Genomic DNA, 14,291 nt, shown 5'->3' with positions numbered 1-14,291 from the left:
GAGCCCGCCCGGTGCCGGGTACGAGCCATCCTCTTCGACGGGGAACCCGGCTCAGCGGCCAGCGTCAGCCGAGGACCGTGCCCGTGGATGGGGTCGGCCGACGTCGGCGTGAGAACGCACCGAGATCGATGGTTTGACCGGTGTGTTCGCAGGTGTGCGTGAGCGCACTCCGGTCGTGGTCGTGCCCGCCTTCGACACCCTGGATCAGGGTGGTCATGAGGCGGCCTACCAGAGGGGCGTTCTTGAACTGATTGCCGCTGGTGCCTATGGCCACGTAGAAGCCGGCAAGCTCGGTTCGGTCGTACACGGGGGTCCAGTCGTCGGTCACGTCGTACACGCCTGCCACACCACGAGGCTTGTTGGGAACGCGCAGGCCGGGCAGTCGGCGAGCCGCCCGCGTCACCTGCGTCCTGAACTGCGACACGGTCGGAGTGGGACACCCATCGTCCGGATCGTCGAGCCATTCCAGCGGGTCGCACTCGGGTTCCGTGCCGCCGACGAGCAGGAACTCCCTGCCCTCGGGCCGTATATACGTGCCGAGGTCCATATCGAGCAGCACCGGTGCGTGCCCGTCGCCGCCGGCGTCGTGGTAGCCGGCGGGCGCCGCTACGTGGTGCACCTCCTGACGCAGCGGCCGCAGACCGACGGTGAAGTCACCGCCCACTCCGGCGAGCCGGTTCAGCTGTCCCGACCATGGGCCGGCCGCGTTGACGACCACCCCGGCGGACAGTTCGGTTCCGTCCTTGAGGCGCACCCCGCGCACGCGTCCCCCGCGCCGCATCACGGCGGTGACAGGGGTCTTCCACCGGAAGGCGGCTCCGTGCCGCTGGGCCGCCGCAGCAAGGTTGTGCGCGGCGAGTTGCGGGTCGTCGACAAAGCCTCCGTCGGGTGTGTGGAGAGCACCGAGCCGAGCGGACGCGTCGGCGAAGAACTCGTCGTCATCCACGGGGCGGGGCGGAAAGTACCGGCCGGTGTCCACGGCGGGCAACCGCTTGGACAGCTCTCGTGCACCCCATTTTTCGTACGGGACACCGACCTTGTCGAAGTGTCGCGTGAACATGCCGCAGGGTGCGAAGTCCACGTCCAGCATGGTGACGCCGCAGCGGTTGAACGCCGCGAGGGGTTCACCGGCGGGTGCTTGGAGATGGTCGCGCCACGCTTCCCAGCAGTGACGGGACTCCCAGGCAGCGTTGACGCCCGCGATCGTGGGATAGGTGAAGCGGACCACGGCGCTCGAGGCGCTGGTGGAGCCGTTGCCCGCGCCGCCGAACTTGTCGACCACGACGACCCGCAGACCGCTCCGCACCAGTTCGAGAGCAATGGAGGATCCGATTATCCCGGCCCCGACGACGACAGCGTCTGTGCTCTCAGCCATGTTCCAACCCACCTTCTCGTTGCCGGACCAGACGGTTCCGCTGGCGGCGCGGAGGGTCGCCGCTCCGCCCGTTGTCCGCACATTACGCAGGTCAACGGCCATGTTCCGGCGACTGTTGTCGCCACTTTCCATCGTCGTACCCAACAGTTGTCGCGCGCGCCGATGCTCAGCTGTCAGAACCCACCATGGGCCTGGCAGAGGCGGGGGTCGAGGCTGCTTGTCAGCGCGTCCGCAGACAGGGTCCGAGGGATCAGGTGAGGCGGCGGCGAGGGCTGAGGGCCTGCTTAACGCTCCGGACGTGATCGTGGAACGGATCGGCCCTCCCTCATGCGCAGGATCAAGGTGACCGCGTCCTCCGAGCGGGTTCCGGGAGTCAGGACTTCCTGCAAGAGGAGGCCGCGAATCGCGGCAACGGTGACGGTGGCCACATCCCGCGCTTCCTTCGCCTCGAGCCCTTCGCGTTCCGCGAGTGAGGACAGCATCACGGTCAGGTCGCCGATCGACTCCACGAACTCCGGGAAGTCCTCGGGGCCGTACGCGGCCAGTCCGACGACGTAGAAGAAGCCGCGGACACGCGACAGCTGCTCCGGCCGGGTGTAAGTACGCCAGATCGCCACCACGAAATCGTCGAAGGTGCCCTGCTGGGCGGCCTCCAAAAGTGCCTCGTTGTCACGGGATCGCTGCGCCGTGAGCATGGCGGCCAAGACGCCCGAGAGTGACCCGAAGTGGTAGCGCAACAGGGCATGGCTGGTCTCGATCCGGGCGGCGATCTCACGGAGCGACATCTCCGGCGGGGGAAGGGCCTCGCCGAAGGCGTCGAGAAGCCGTGCCAGGAGTCGCTCGCGCGCGCTGCCCTTGCGTTCCGAGGTTGACAGGATCACTCCCACAGTTTATCCATTGGAAAAGAAAAGGCGGTTCCGTGTTGCTTCGCACATGGTCGCAGTCAGCTCGCAACGGCGGAGGATCGGCTATGAGACCTGCTCGTATAGTCGGCGCGGCGGTCATCGACGGATCGGGGCGCGATCCCGGCAAGCTCGACGTCACTATCGAGAACGGCCGCATCACTCGCCTCGGTGCCTCCAGCGCGCACGGCGAGCGTCTCGATGCCGAGGGACTGACGATGACGCCCGGCCTGATCGACGCTCACGTCCACCTGGGCCTGTCGAGCCCGATCCGGCCGCACTTCTCGTTTCGGATAAGCGCCGCAGAGATCGCGGCGGACATCTTCGCCACGGCCGGCGCGACGCTCGACGCCGGCTTCACCACCGTTCGCGACACCGGCGGGATCGACGGCGGTGTCGTCACCGCGATCGCGAAGGGCAAGGTCAGAGGGCCGCGCGTCCTGTCGTGCGGACCTGTTCAGTGCCAGATCGGCGGGCACGGCTACTACGGAGCCGAATGGGAACCCACCGAGCTGTGGAGCAGCCACCACATCCCGGGCCTGTGCGCCCTCTCCATGATGGCGGGCAACGCGGACGAGCTGCGGCACAACGTCCGCGAAGCCTTCCGTCGCGGAGCCTCCTTCCTGAAGCTCTGCGTGACCGGCGGAGTGGTGGGCGCACATGATCAACTGACCGACACCCAGTTCACCGTCGAAGAAATCGCTGTCGCAGTTCAAGAAGCTGCGGCACGGAACACCTATGTGACCGTCCACGCCCACAACAACGAGGGCATACGCAATGCGGTCGAGGCCGGGGTGCGCTGTGTCGAGCACGGCACCAGCCTCGACGAATCCACAGCGACCCTGATGGCCGCTCGCGAGGTCGCCCTCGTGCCCACGTTCGCTGTCGTCGAGCAACTGCTGCACGACACCGCCGGAGCCGGTCTCGCCGAGTCGACCCGCGACCGGGCCAAGGGCGTACGCGAGCAGATGACGAAGGCGCTCGCTGTCGCCAAGCACGCAGGAGTACGGATCGGGCTGGGTTCCGATCTCATCGGTCCGGCCCAGGACCGTCGCGGCAAAGAACTCAGCCTGCGCGCAGCCCTCGAGACGCCGATGGAAGCGCTCGTGGCGGCGACCCGGACCAACGCCGAGATCCTCGGCCTGTCCGGCCAGGTGGGTGTCATCACTCCCGGCGCGCAGGCAGACCTCGTTCTGTGGAACGGCAACCCGCTCGAAGACCCGGAACTGTTCTCCGACCCCACCAACGCCGTCCTCGTGATCCAGGCCGGCCAGATCGTGAAGGACCTCAGATGAGCACCATGTGGCAGGGCTGCCTCCCTCACACCGACTACTTCGAGATACGCTCCGGCGGTGGGCACGACTACGGCGTCTGGGTCACCACGCCACCGCGCTACGACCCTGCCGCGGCGCAAGCGCCTGTGGTGTACGTGCTCGACGGCAACTGGGCCGTGGGCATGACCGCCCCACTCATCGTCACGCAACTGGACCCCATGCAGGCGATTCAGCCCTACGTGCAAGTCAGCGTGGGTTACGCGGGCGAGGAAGCAGAGCACTGGGAGCGGTTGCGCAACCGCGACCTCGTGCCCCCCGGTGAACCCATCGCGAAGGAGTACATCGATGCGGTGGAGATGGGGATCGAAGCGGGCACGACGACTCGCGAGCAAGCCGACGCCTACCTCGCTGAATTGAGCGACAGCCGCGGGGATATGTTCCTGAACTTCCTTACCGACGACCTGCACCCGCGAATCGAACGCGACTACGGCACAGCCCCGAGCGGTCACGGCCTCTTCGGCTATTCCTACGGCGGACTCTTCAGCCTCTACGCCTGGCTCACCAAGAGCACCTTCTTCGAGAGCATCGGCGCGGGCAGCCCCGGCATCGTCAATGCGGACAGTCAGGTCTTCGCTCGTCTTCAAGCAATGGGTGACACCCTGCCTGCTACCAAGCTTCACGTGACCTTCAACGACCGGGAGATCCTCGGAGACCTGGCGGTCTACCAGAATCTCACGAAGAACACGGCCGCCTTCCTCCACCGCCTCACCTCACGCGGCGGATCCGTCACCAGCGCACTCATGCACGAAACGCACGTGACCGGGCTCCAGGCATCGTTCCTCAGCTACCTCAGGACCTGCCGTGCCCAGTAAGCCTGGACGCCGCGGCTCTGCCTGACCGCCGCGCTGGGCGGCAGCGCTCCTGGACAGTGCCGCCGCCCCGAGTGCCTGGCACCACACGCCGCACCCGACCATGAACCGGCTGCCCGGCGGCGTGGTGCCATCTGTGTCGCATTCATACGTGAGTCAACTTCTCTGGAGGTGTGCGGGTGGCCGAGCGGGACTTCGTCAGCACGACGCCCCCTGCCGTGGGTATCGCCGAAGTACTCAGGCGACGGCTGCCCGCCGGCCGGGTGGTGACTGATCCGGACATCGTCGCCGGTCTCTCCCACGACCAGGCGGTGTGGGCGCCTGTTGGCCGAGCGGTGGCCGTCGTGCGCGTCAAGAGCACCGACGAGGTCCGGACCGTGGTTCGTGCGTGCCTGGAGCAAGGAGTCCCGTTGGTTGCACGCGGCGCCGGTACTGGATTGTCGGGGGGCGCCAATGCCGTCGAAGGCGGCGTGATCCTCGCGCTGGACGGCATGGATCGGGTGCTGGAGGTCGACGAGCTGGAGCGCCTCGCCGTCGTGCAGCCCGGTGTGGTCAACGACGACCTGCGCGCCCATGTAGCGGCGCTCGGCCTGTGGTACCCGCCTGACCCCGCTAGTTCGCCCTGGTCGACCATTGGAGGAAATGTCGCGACGAACGCCGGCGGAGTGTGCTGCGTCAAGTACGGCGTCACTCGCGACTATGTCCTCGGTTTGGAGGTCGTGACCGGCACGGGCGAGGTGGTCCGGCTCGGGCGCCGTACGGCGAAGGGGGTCGCCGGCTACGACCTCGTGAGCCTCATGGTGGGTGCCGAGGGCACTCTTGGTGTCGTCACCGAGATCACGGTCCGGCTGCGACGCCTGCCTCCGGTCGGCGTGACCGCCGTCGGCTACTTCGACAGCGTCGGGCAGGCCGGTGACGCGGTGCGTGCCACGGCTGCCGCCGGGCTGCGGCCCGCCGCGCTGGAACTCGTCGACCGGCACTGTCTGCGCGCGGTCGACGCCTGGAAGAACATGGGACTCTCCACCGAGGCGGACGTGGTCCTCCTGGCCCGCTTCGACGATGACAGCCGCGCCGCCGAGGAAGGCGCCCGCCGGATCGTCGACTGCTTCCGCGGCGCCGGCTCGACTTGGGCGGACCGGTCGGAGACAGAGGAAGAGGCCGAGATGCTCTTCGCGGCCCGTCGGCTGGCCTTCCCCGCACTTGAGCGGCTGGGGCCGGTCCTCACGGAGGACGTCTGTGTGCCCATCGGGGCGGTGGCGGAGATGCTGGCCCGTATCGACCGGACCGCGGAGAGGCACCGGATCACCATCGCCAACATCGCGCACGTCGGCGACGGCAACTTGCATCCGCTGCTTGTGACGGAACACGGTGACGCGGCGGCTCAGGTCCGGGCCCGCGCGGCGTTCGACGACATCATCGCGGACGCCCTTGAATTGGGTGGGACGGTGACTGGTGAGCACGGTGTGGGACTGCTCAAGCGGCCCGGCCTCACCCGTGAACTCGGCCCGGCCGTCCTGGAGATGCATCGCGCGGTGAAGCGTGCTCTCGACCCGGCCGGGATTCTCAACCCTGGCAAAGTTTTCGGGCCGGCATGACCCCTTGGCCAAGTACAAGACCGGGCCGCGGACGACAGAGCTCCCATGCGCGGGTGACGCGGGACGAATAGGCGCCCGGAACCGGTACCTCCGGCCGGTACGGGTCACGCCCCCCAACTGCCTTTGTGATCAGGGCTATTGGGGACGCTTCGCTGCGTCCGGAGCACGCCACCAGACCGTAACGGAACGATCAGGGATGGATGCGCTTGAGTATCCATATCCGGCGCCCAGTGGCGCACGATGGCTCAGGATCGCGCCATCTCCGCAGGTCAGCCACTACCCACTACTACCAAAGAGTACGGGGCGGAGCCCCAGTTGTGGGAAGGGGCGGGGGGAAGAGCCCGCCGCAGGCGTCGCCGACCCGCCGGACATCTCCTAGGTGCACCACCACAGGAAGCGCTGGCAGGTCTCCGTGGGCGTCGGGGCCGGCGTCGGTGCGACGGTCGCCGGGCCGGTGGGCCTCGGTTTCGGCGGGGTGGTGGGCCGATGCGTCGACCCGGAGCCGCCCGGGGCCGAGGGCGAGTCGTCCGACGGGTCGGAGGACGAGGCGTCGTCCGGATCGGGCGAGGCGTCGCCGTCCGCGCCCTTGGACTTCCCGCCGTCCTTGCCCTTGCCCTCGTCCTTGCCCTCGTCCTTGCCCTTGGACGACGTTCCGTCCTCGCCGTCCCCCGCCGAGGGGCCCGCGCCAGGGCCGGTCGTGTCCTGGACGATCGTCTCGGCGGATTCGGTCACGCCGCCGTCGCGGTCGGCCACCGGCTCCTGCCGCCTGGGCGCCGGGGAGGATTCCCGCCAGTGCCCCTCGGTGGCCAGCTCGGCCACGAACACCGCGACCAGCACCGGGCCGAGCACCGACGCCAGGATCGCCACCCGGCGTCCCCGGCCCCGGCGGGCCCGGCGGGCGCGGCGGCCGAAGAGACCCCGGGACTTGGGCTTCCGGCGCGAGGCCCGGGTGGTGCCGGAGGCACGGGACGCCTGGGCCGTACGACGGTCCGCCCGCCGTTCCGCCCGCGTGGCGGGCGCCTCGTCCCCGGCGCCACCCTCGTCCGCCGCGTCCGCCACGTCCGCCACGTCCGCCGCAGCAGAGGGCAGCCCGAGGTCCTCGACGGGCCTCCCGCATCCAGGGCAGGAAACGGCACCGTTGAGATGGCGGCGACACGGAGAGCAGTAATCCATTTCGCCGGGCAGGTTATGTGACCAACGGGTAGGTCAGCAGGACGCGGGGTGTGAGGATCCTGTGCAAAGAACCGTACGAAAGCCCTCGTCAAGCCCCTGTCCCGGGGGCGGCCGGGGTCCGCCCGGCCCCGCTCAGCCGCCGAAGGCGGGCTGCGCCAAGCCCTGCCCCACACCCTGGATGACCAGCAGCGACCCGGCGAGCGGCGGTGCGGAGGCGCCGAGTCCGACGCGTGCCGAGGTCAGGTACAGATCGGTGAGGTCCGCACCGCCGAAGGCACACGCGGTCGGGCGCGGGAACGGCAGCTCCACCACCCGATCGAGTGTCCCGTCAGGGGCGTATCGACGGATCGCGGCGCCGTCCCACAGGGCGACCCACACCGCGCCGTCGGCGTCCACGCACAGCCCGTCCGGGAAGCCCGCGCCCTCCTCGACCTCGGCGAACGGTCTCCGGCCCGAGACCACCGGACCGTCCGGGTCCGCGACATCGGAGATATCGGAGACATCGAAGACATCGATACGGCGGGTGGGGGTGTCGATGTAGTACATGAGGCGGCCGTCCGGGCTCCAGCCGATGCCGTTGCTGACCGTCACCGCCGGCAGGAACTCCGTACGGGAGCCGTCGGACCCGATCCGGGAGAGCGTGCCGCCGCCGGCCCCCTCGTCGTAACGCATGGTGCCCGCCCAGAGCGAGCCGTCGGGCGCGACGGCGGCGTCGTTGCCCCGGCGGCCGGGGACCGCCTCGCGCAGCAGCCAGTCGAAGCCGCCGTCCGCCCCGTACACCCCGATGCCGTCGCGGAGGTTGACCACCAGACCGCCGCCCGCGCGGGGCTTGGCCGCGCCGACGTGCTGCTCGGTGCCCAGGGTGGTGCGGCGGCCGGTGGCGGGGTCGTAGGTGTGGACACGGGAGGAGAGGATGTCCACCCAGATCAGCCGCTGGGCGGCGGCGTCCCAGGTGGGTCCCTCACCGAGCACGGCGGTCGCGCGCACCGCGATCTCGAGCGATGGCCGTGTGCTCATACGTCCCGCCTCCGATGTCCCAGCCGCACCGACAGTTCACCCGCGCCCTTGGCCGCCAGCTCCTCCAGCTCGGCCTGGCGCTCATCGCTCCAGCGGATCGTCGGCACCGAGATCGACAGCGCCGCGACCACCTTCCCCGCGGAGTCCCGTACGGGAGCCGCCACGCAGTTCACATCCGGGTTGGACTCCCGCTGCTCGACCGCGATGCCGCGCTCGCGCACGGTGTCGAGGTGGCGGCGGAGTTCGGCGGGGGAGGTGATGCTGTTGTCCGTCATCGCGGCCAGCGGCTGATCGCCGGACAGCCGCGCGGCCAGGGCGTCCTCCGGGAGGGACGCGAGCAGCATCTTGCCGACCGAGGTGCAGTGGGCGGGCAGCCGGCGGCCCGCGGCGGAGACCATGCGGACGGCGTGGGTGGAGTCGACCTTGGCGATATAGATGACGTCCATGCCCTCGAGGATCGCGACATGCACGGTCTCGTCGCAGGTCTCCGCGACGCTCCGGGCCACCTGCTGGCCCTCGGCGGCCAGGTCGAGCTGCTCGGCGTAGCGGCTGCCTAGCTGGTACGGCCGCACCCCGAGCCGATAGCGGCCGGGCTGGTCGGGCAGCTGGACCAGATAGGAGCGGGCGGCCAGAGTGGTCACCAGTTCATGGACCGTCGTACGGGGCAGCCCGAGCCGACGGGTGATCTCGGGCGCGGAGAGCGTGCCGTCCCCGTCCAGGAAGAGCTCGAGTATGTCCAGAGCCCGTGTCACCGCGGGCACCAGGCGTCCCATAGTGCTCGCCCTCCCCTTCTGGTTCAGATGGCAAGCGTTCGAGATTCCGGCCGGTGGCCGGTATCGCGAACACAGGTTATGCGGAGGGGACATCCCGCGGCAATGGTCCGGCAAAGGCACGATGCGATGGGAAGCGCTTGCGCCACCGGACGGGGACACCCCCGTACGCCACGATAGGAGCCATGGATTCCGCGCCCGGCTCATTCGCTCAGCCCGACTCGTTCCCCACCCCTTTCCCCTTCGTCCTCGTGCTGCTGCGCCGGATGGCCGACCATCAGCCGGGGCTGGTCGAGGACGCACTGCGCGAGCTGGGCTTCGGACGTGCGGTGATGCGCGAGGCCAACCGCCGCTGGCAGGCCATGCAGCGCTCGCCGCGGCGGCGCTCGGCGGTCGCCCGCTACCGCTCCGTGCTGGGCCCGCCCGAGTCCACGGCCACCCGCCGGATCGGCGATCTGACCTGCGAGGCGCTGAGCTGGACCGTGCCGCTGTGGCCGGATCTGCGGTTCGAGGTGCTCACCGCGCCCAACGGGGCGGTGTGGAACGAGTGGCTGGTGCGCGCTCCGGGCGCGCCCGGACCCCGGCTGCGTACGGCCGCCGATCTGCTGCCCTGGTCCTGCACGGTGGACGAGGTGGCACGCGCCTTCGCGCCCGCGCGGCCCATGGAGGGCTCGGCGCCCACCCGCTGGCGGCTCGCCTTCGACGCGCCGGAGGCGGACAACGGTGAACTCCGCCACTATGTGGCGGAGTTCACCTGGGGACTGCTGCAGCGTATGGAGGACGTCAGGCCAGCTTCGCCGACAGCGTGATCTCCGTACCGGCGAGCGCCTGGCTCACCGGGCAGTTCTTCTTGGCGTCCTCGGCCGCCGCGGCGAACGCGGCCTCGTCCAGGCCCTCCACCGTGCCCTCGACGGTGAGGTGGATACCGGTGATCCCGGTACCGGGCTGGAAGGTGACCTCGGCCTGGGTGGTCAGCTGGGTGGGCGGGTTGCCCGCCTGGGTGAGGCCGTGCGAGAGCGCCATCGAGAAGCAGCTGGAGTGGGCCGCCGCGATCAGCTCCTCGGGGCTGGTCTTGCCATTGGCCTGCTCGGCGCGGGACGGCCAGGAGACCGGCTGCTCGCCGATGCCGGAGGAGTCGAAGGTGACGGTCCCCTTGCCCTCGGCCAGATTGCCCTGCCAGACGGTGTGCGCGGTACGCGTCGTAGCCATGCTCGCTGTTCCCTGCTTCCTGTCGGACGTGCGGTATGCGTATACGGTCGGAGATGATCACCCGGCGGGGGTGCCACCGCTCGCGGTCGCGCCCTGTCCGGAGATCGACTCCGAGCCTACGTTCCAGGCGACCATGGCCGGGCGACCATGCTCACTTCCCAGTCGACTGACGGTCGCGGTGTCGAGCCGGAAGAGCGCACCGGCGGACGGGGGCAGGCCCAGCCGCCGGGCGGTGAGCACCCGCAGGACATGGCCGTGCGCCACCAGCACCACATCGGCGCCGTCCGCCGCCGCCAGGTCGGGGGCGATCCGGGCGAGCACCCGGTCCACCCGGTCCCCGATCCGCTCGGGAGACTCACCGGGGTGGTCGGGGTGGTCGGGTCCAGCCGGTGGCACGCCGTCGGTCCACAGGTTCCAGTCGGGGCGGGTGCGGTGGATCTCGTCGGTGGTGACGCCCTCGTAGCCGCCGTAGTCCCATTCGCGCAGATCGGGCTCGACGGTCAGATCCTCGAGCCCGGCGAGCCGCGCGGTCCGCATGGCCCGGTCCATCGGGCTGACCAGGATCAGCCCGATCTTCCGTGCGGCGAGCGGCCCGCGCAGGGCACGTGCCTGCTCCTCACCGCGCGGGGTCAGGGGCAGATCGGTCCAGCTGGTGTGCCTGTGCGACCGGCTCCATTCGGTTTCCCCGTGCCGGACCAGCAGCAGCTCAGCCACGGCCGCCGGATGCCTTCTCCTCGCCCGCGACGCCCTGCTCCTTCTCCTCGTCGATGGCGTGCTTCTCGTTCGCCGCGGCGGCGATGGAGGCGCGCACCGTGTCCATGTCCAGGTCGCGGGCCTGGCCGATGAGGTCCTCCAGGGCCGGCTCGGGGAGCGCGCCGGGCTGGGCGAAAACCGCGATGTTCTCCCGCACGATCATCAGGGTGGGGATGGACTGGATATCGAAGGCGGCGGCCAGCTCGGGCTGGGCCTCGGTGTCGACCTTGGCGAACAGCAGATCCTGGTGGCGCCCGGCGGCCTTCTCGTAAATGGGCGCGAACATCCGGCACGGCCCGCACCAGGAGGCCCAGAAATCGATCAGAACGAATTCGCTCCCGGACACGATCTCGTCGAAGTTGTCCTTGGTGAGCTCGACGGTGCTAGTGCTCATGCCTGCGTTACCCGCTTCCGTACGTCGGCAGATGCCACATGCACGGTAACCCCGCCACCGCCCGCCGTTATTCCGGCGCGGTGGCGGGGTCGGCGGCCGCCGGGACGGCTAGCCCGTCCGGAAGCGTATGCCCAGGTCGACGGGGGTGAAGCGGCGTACGTCCCCGGTGGAGAGCCCGTGGTCGGTCCCCCGGAAGATCCAGAAGCCGCCCGTCCTGCCGTGGCCGTAGCCGGGCGCGGCGGCGATCACATCGTCGTGTCCGTCCCCGTCGACGTCGAGCAGCGGGGGCTGCGGGGCGAAGGCGTCGAAGCCGTACGGGGTGTGCCGGCCGGGCACACCCGGGGTGTCCAGGTCCAGGGACTGGACCCGGCCGCGCTCCCTGTGTGGGTCCTTGGCCTGGTCGGGGGCGTACTCGCCGCCGCGCCCGTGCCGTGAGCCGGGCAGCAGGGTGAGCCGGCCGTTGCCGTTGTTCTTCTCCGGGGTGGCCACGACGAGGTCGGGGCGGCCGTCGCCGGTGATGTCGCCGACGGCCGGAGAGCCGCCGAACCCGTCGCCGCGCCGTGCGTCACCGGGCATGCCAGGGGCGGACTGATCGACGGTGAGATCCGCACGCCCCCGGCCCAGACCGGACTTGGCGCCGTGGACGACGGTCAGCCGTCCGGAGCCGCGGTGGCGGCCGGGGCCGAGGGTCCCCTGACCGGGCGCGAGCAGATCGTCGGTCCCGTCGTGGTCGGCGTCCCCGGCCGCGGGCTCGCGCGGGCCGTCCTCCGTGCCGAGGGCGTGGGCCAGCCGCGCCTCGGGCCGCCTGTCCCGCACCAGGCCCTCGGGGCCGCCGCGGTAGTGGGCGACGGGGGTGTCCAGGGGGGCGGTCTCGCCGGGTTCCGGGCCATCCGCGCGTTGCGGCTCATCCGCCTGGCCGAGGCCGTAGCGGTAGGTCAGCACCACATCGGTGCGGTGGTCGCCGTTGAAGTCCCCGGCCGTGGCGGTGGCGGGTGCGCCGCGGCGGGGCCGGTCGGTGGGGCCGGTGGGCAGCGGGGCGGTACGGGCGGGGTGAGCCTTGGCGCCGAACGGCCCGTACAGCACACGTACGGCACCCCGGCCGTCCGCCGCCGAGGCCAGCACGTCGGCCGCGCCGTCCCCGTCGAAGTCCCCCACGGCCAACGCCAGGAATCCGGCCGCGCCGCCGCCGAGCGGGCGCGGCGCGGCCAGCCCTCGGGGGCCGCCGCGCAGCACCACCGTCTCCCCCGTCCGCTCGGCCCGCGGCGAACCGCCGTGCCGGAAGCGCGCCGTCACCAGGTCGGTGAATCCGTCCCGGTCGAGATCGGTGCGCAGCAGGGGGCCCACGTAGTCGTCCTCGGCGCCGTTCGCGACGAGGCGGTGCCGCGGGTCGAGGCCGTGCGCCCCGCCGTAGACCACCGCGAGCCGGGCCGGCAGCGGGCCCCGGGAGGCGCTGGTGGGGCGGATGGCGGTGGCGAAGTCGTCGTAACCGTCGCCGTTGAAGTCCCCGAGCGAGGCACCGGCCGCCCCCTTGGTGGCTCCCTCCACCGGCCTCCGCCCCTCGTGGCCGCCGCCCTCGCTGCACCCGGCGAGCAGCAGCACGGACACGGACACCGCCACGGCGGCGACGGGAACGGACGAACGCACGGCGACACCTCGCAAGGCGGATCGGGCGGACACGGACGGCAGAGACAACGGGCGGCGGGCACAAGGGGCGGCGGGCACAGGTACAGGTACAGGTACGGATACGGATACGGACGAGGGCTTCACCGCTCAAGGACTCCAGGGAGCGCGCTCGGGTTGCCTCGCGGCCGCCCCCGCCAAATACGCGCGACACCGGGCGCCGACCTTGCGATCATGACGCCTGGCCCCTGGCCTGGACCCTGGCCCCTGGACCCCGGACGAGAAAGGGCGATGCGCGATGCCGGCCATACCCGCCGACCCGACCGTGCTGCACCCGATGCCCGAGCAGCCACGGGTGGTACTGCTCAAGCCGCTGATCACCTCGCCGCTGATCGAGGTCGGCGAGTTCTCGTACTACGACGACCCGGATGAGCCCACCGCGTTCGAAACCCGCAATGTGCTGTACCACTACGGGCCGGAGCGGCTGGTCATCGGGAAGTTCTGCGCGCTGGGCGAAGGGGTGCGGTTCATCATGAACGGCGCCAACCACCGCATGGACGGCCCGTCCACGTTCCCCTTCCCCATCATGGGCGGCTCGTGGGCCGACCACTTCGACCTCATCACCGGTCTGCCGGGCCGGGGCGACACCGTGGTGGGCCATGACGTCTGGTTCGGATACCGGGCCATGGTGATGCCCGGCGTCCGCATCGGCCACGGCGCGGTCATCGCCTCCGGTTCCGTAGTGGTGGACGACGTTCCCGACTACGGCATCGTCGGCGGCAACCCGGCCAAGCTCATCCGCCGCCGCTACGACGAGGAGGACATCGCCCGGCTGCTGGCCCTGGCCTGGTGGGACTGGCCGCTCGAGCACCTCACCGGCCATATCCGCACGATCATGTCCGGCAGCGTGGACGAACTGGAGGCGGCGGCCCCGGGGGAGGATGTGTCCGGCGGCTCGTGACTCCTGCGGCGGACTGTTCCCCTCCCCGCCCCTTCCCATGCAGCGTCGATGTGCGGCTCCGCCGCGTGGAGGCTCCGCCCCAGACCCCGGACCGGGCTTCGCCCCTTCCCGCAGCACCGCTATGCGGCTCCGCCGCGCGGTGGGGCTCCGTCCCAGACCCCGGAGGTCCAGGGGCGGAGTCCCCTGGTAGCGGTGCGGAGAGGGGGAGGCCCCCCGCACCTGCCGCGGGGCCAGGCGGTGTCCGGCGGGTCTTGGCGCCTGCGGCGGGCTGAGCATCGGTGTTCGGCTCCGCCCCCGGGGGGGGGGGGCGGCGCCAGGAACGCCGGGGCAGCGGCGGGGGTTTTAAAAAAAAACGACCACACGAACACAGAAGGAGAGT

14 protein-coding genes are annotated in these 14,291 nt (G+C 70.7%); 5 read left to right on the top strand and 9 right to left on the bottom strand.

The genetic code is table 11. The features are described 5' to 3' along the window. Positions 1–64: 64 nt before the first annotated feature. Entirely contained in the window at positions 65–1,375 is a 1,311-nt protein-coding gene (locus ACFXB5_RS02135; protein WP_385201518.1) for an NAD(P)/FAD-dependent oxidoreductase, read from the bottom strand. Positions 1,376–1,659: 284 nt separating this feature from the next. Further along, positions 1,660–2,262, bottom strand: coding sequence for a TetR/AcrR family transcriptional regulator (locus ACFXB5_RS02130; protein ID WP_385201516.1), 603 nt, complete (start codon positions 2,260–2,262; stop codon positions 1,660–1,662). Between the two features lie 32 nt (positions 2,263–2,294). On the opposite strand from ACFXB5_RS02130, the gene ACFXB5_RS02125 reads away from it, so the two are divergent. The 3 genes from ACFXB5_RS02125 to ACFXB5_RS02115 all read left to right on the top strand — a co-directional run bounded on the left by ACFXB5_RS02125 (position 2,295) and on the right by ACFXB5_RS02115 (position 6,015). Then, positions 2,295–3,572 (top strand): amidohydrolase family protein, encoded by a 1,278-nt coding sequence (locus ACFXB5_RS02125; protein ID WP_385201515.1) that lies wholly within the window; start codon positions 2,295–2,297, stop codon positions 3,570–3,572. Then, positions 3,569–4,423: an alpha/beta hydrolase gene (locus ACFXB5_RS02120; protein WP_385201513.1), complete on the top strand. Its 855-nt coding sequence runs from the start codon at positions 3,569–3,571 to the stop codon at positions 4,421–4,423. The genes ACFXB5_RS02125 and ACFXB5_RS02120 overlap by 4 nt, the downstream gene beginning before the upstream one ends. Positions 4,424–4,644: 221 nt before the next feature. Continuing rightward, positions 4,645–6,015 carry an FAD-binding oxidoreductase gene (locus ACFXB5_RS02115; RefSeq protein WP_385201594.1) on the top strand — a complete coding sequence of 457 codons (1,371 nt, stop codon included), beginning with the start codon at positions 4,645–4,647 and terminating at the stop codon, positions 6,013–6,015. A gap of 375 nt (positions 6,016–6,390) precedes the next feature. Here ACFXB5_RS02115 and ACFXB5_RS02110 read toward each other — a convergent pair whose 3' ends face one another. The 3 genes from ACFXB5_RS02110 to ACFXB5_RS02100 form a co-directional block, all read right to left on the bottom strand. Then, the gene (locus ACFXB5_RS02110; RefSeq protein WP_385201511.1) at positions 6,391–7,083 is read right to left on the bottom strand and encodes a hypothetical protein; all 693 of its coding nucleotides are present in this window, start codon (positions 7,081–7,083) and stop codon (positions 6,391–6,393) included. 237 nt (positions 7,084–7,320) lie between these two features. Next, positions 7,321–8,205 carry an SMP-30/gluconolactonase/LRE family protein gene (locus tag ACFXB5_RS02105; RefSeq protein WP_385201509.1) on the bottom strand — a complete coding sequence of 295 codons (885 nt, stop codon included), beginning with the start codon at positions 8,203–8,205 and terminating at the stop codon, positions 7,321–7,323. After that, positions 8,202–8,978: an IclR family transcriptional regulator gene (locus ACFXB5_RS02100; RefSeq protein ID WP_385201507.1), complete on the bottom strand. Its 777-nt coding sequence runs from the start codon at positions 8,976–8,978 to the stop codon at positions 8,202–8,204. The genes ACFXB5_RS02105 and ACFXB5_RS02100 overlap by 4 nt, the downstream gene beginning before the upstream one ends. A gap of 182 nt (positions 8,979–9,160) precedes the next feature. On the opposite strand from ACFXB5_RS02100, the gene ACFXB5_RS02095 reads away from it, so the two are divergent. Next, positions 9,161–9,784 carry a hypothetical protein gene (locus ACFXB5_RS02095; RefSeq protein WP_385201505.1) on the top strand — a complete coding sequence of 208 codons (624 nt, stop codon included), beginning with the start codon at positions 9,161–9,163 and terminating at the stop codon, positions 9,782–9,784. Here the strand turns inward: ACFXB5_RS02095 and ACFXB5_RS02090 are convergent. From ACFXB5_RS02090 to ACFXB5_RS02075, 4 genes are all read right to left on the bottom strand, one after another. Further along, positions 9,759–10,184, bottom strand: a complete 426-nt coding sequence (locus tag ACFXB5_RS02090) for an OsmC family peroxiredoxin (protein ID WP_044575881.1) — start codon at positions 10,182–10,184, stop codon at positions 9,759–9,761. The two genes, ACFXB5_RS02095 and ACFXB5_RS02090, sit on opposite strands and share 26 nt — an antisense overlap. A gap of 57 nt (positions 10,185–10,241) precedes the next feature. Next, complete coding sequence (locus tag ACFXB5_RS02085; RefSeq protein ID WP_385201503.1) at positions 10,242–10,898, bottom strand: histidine phosphatase family protein; 657 nt, start codon at positions 10,896–10,898, stop codon at positions 10,242–10,244. Beyond that, the gene (trxA, locus tag ACFXB5_RS02080; RefSeq protein ID WP_385201501.1) at positions 10,891–11,331 is read right to left on the bottom strand and encodes a thioredoxin; all 441 of its coding nucleotides are present in this window, start codon (positions 11,329–11,331) and stop codon (positions 10,891–10,893) included. The genes ACFXB5_RS02085 and trxA overlap by 8 nt, the downstream gene beginning before the upstream one ends. A 108-nt stretch (positions 11,332–11,439) precedes the next feature. Beyond that, complete coding sequence (locus tag ACFXB5_RS02075) at positions 11,440–12,975, bottom strand: FG-GAP and VCBS repeat-containing protein (RefSeq protein WP_385201499.1); 1,536 nt, start codon at positions 12,973–12,975, stop codon at positions 11,440–11,442. A gap of 274 nt (positions 12,976–13,249) precedes the next feature. On the opposite strand from ACFXB5_RS02075, the gene ACFXB5_RS02070 reads away from it, so the two are divergent. Beyond that, positions 13,250–13,912 carry a CatB-related O-acetyltransferase gene (locus ACFXB5_RS02070; protein WP_385201497.1) on the top strand — a complete coding sequence of 221 codons (663 nt, stop codon included), beginning with the start codon at positions 13,250–13,252 and terminating at the stop codon, positions 13,910–13,912. Positions 13,913–14,291: the final 379 nt, after the last annotated feature.

The sequence above is a fragment of the Streptomyces sp. NPDC059455 genome (assembly GCF_042750115.1).
GTDB lineage: Bacteria > Actinomycetota > Actinomycetes > Streptomycetales > Streptomycetaceae > Streptomyces > Streptomyces endocoffeicus.
Note: the sequence above shows the minus strand (reverse complement) of the source record. Positions and strands in the feature narration are given on the sequence as shown.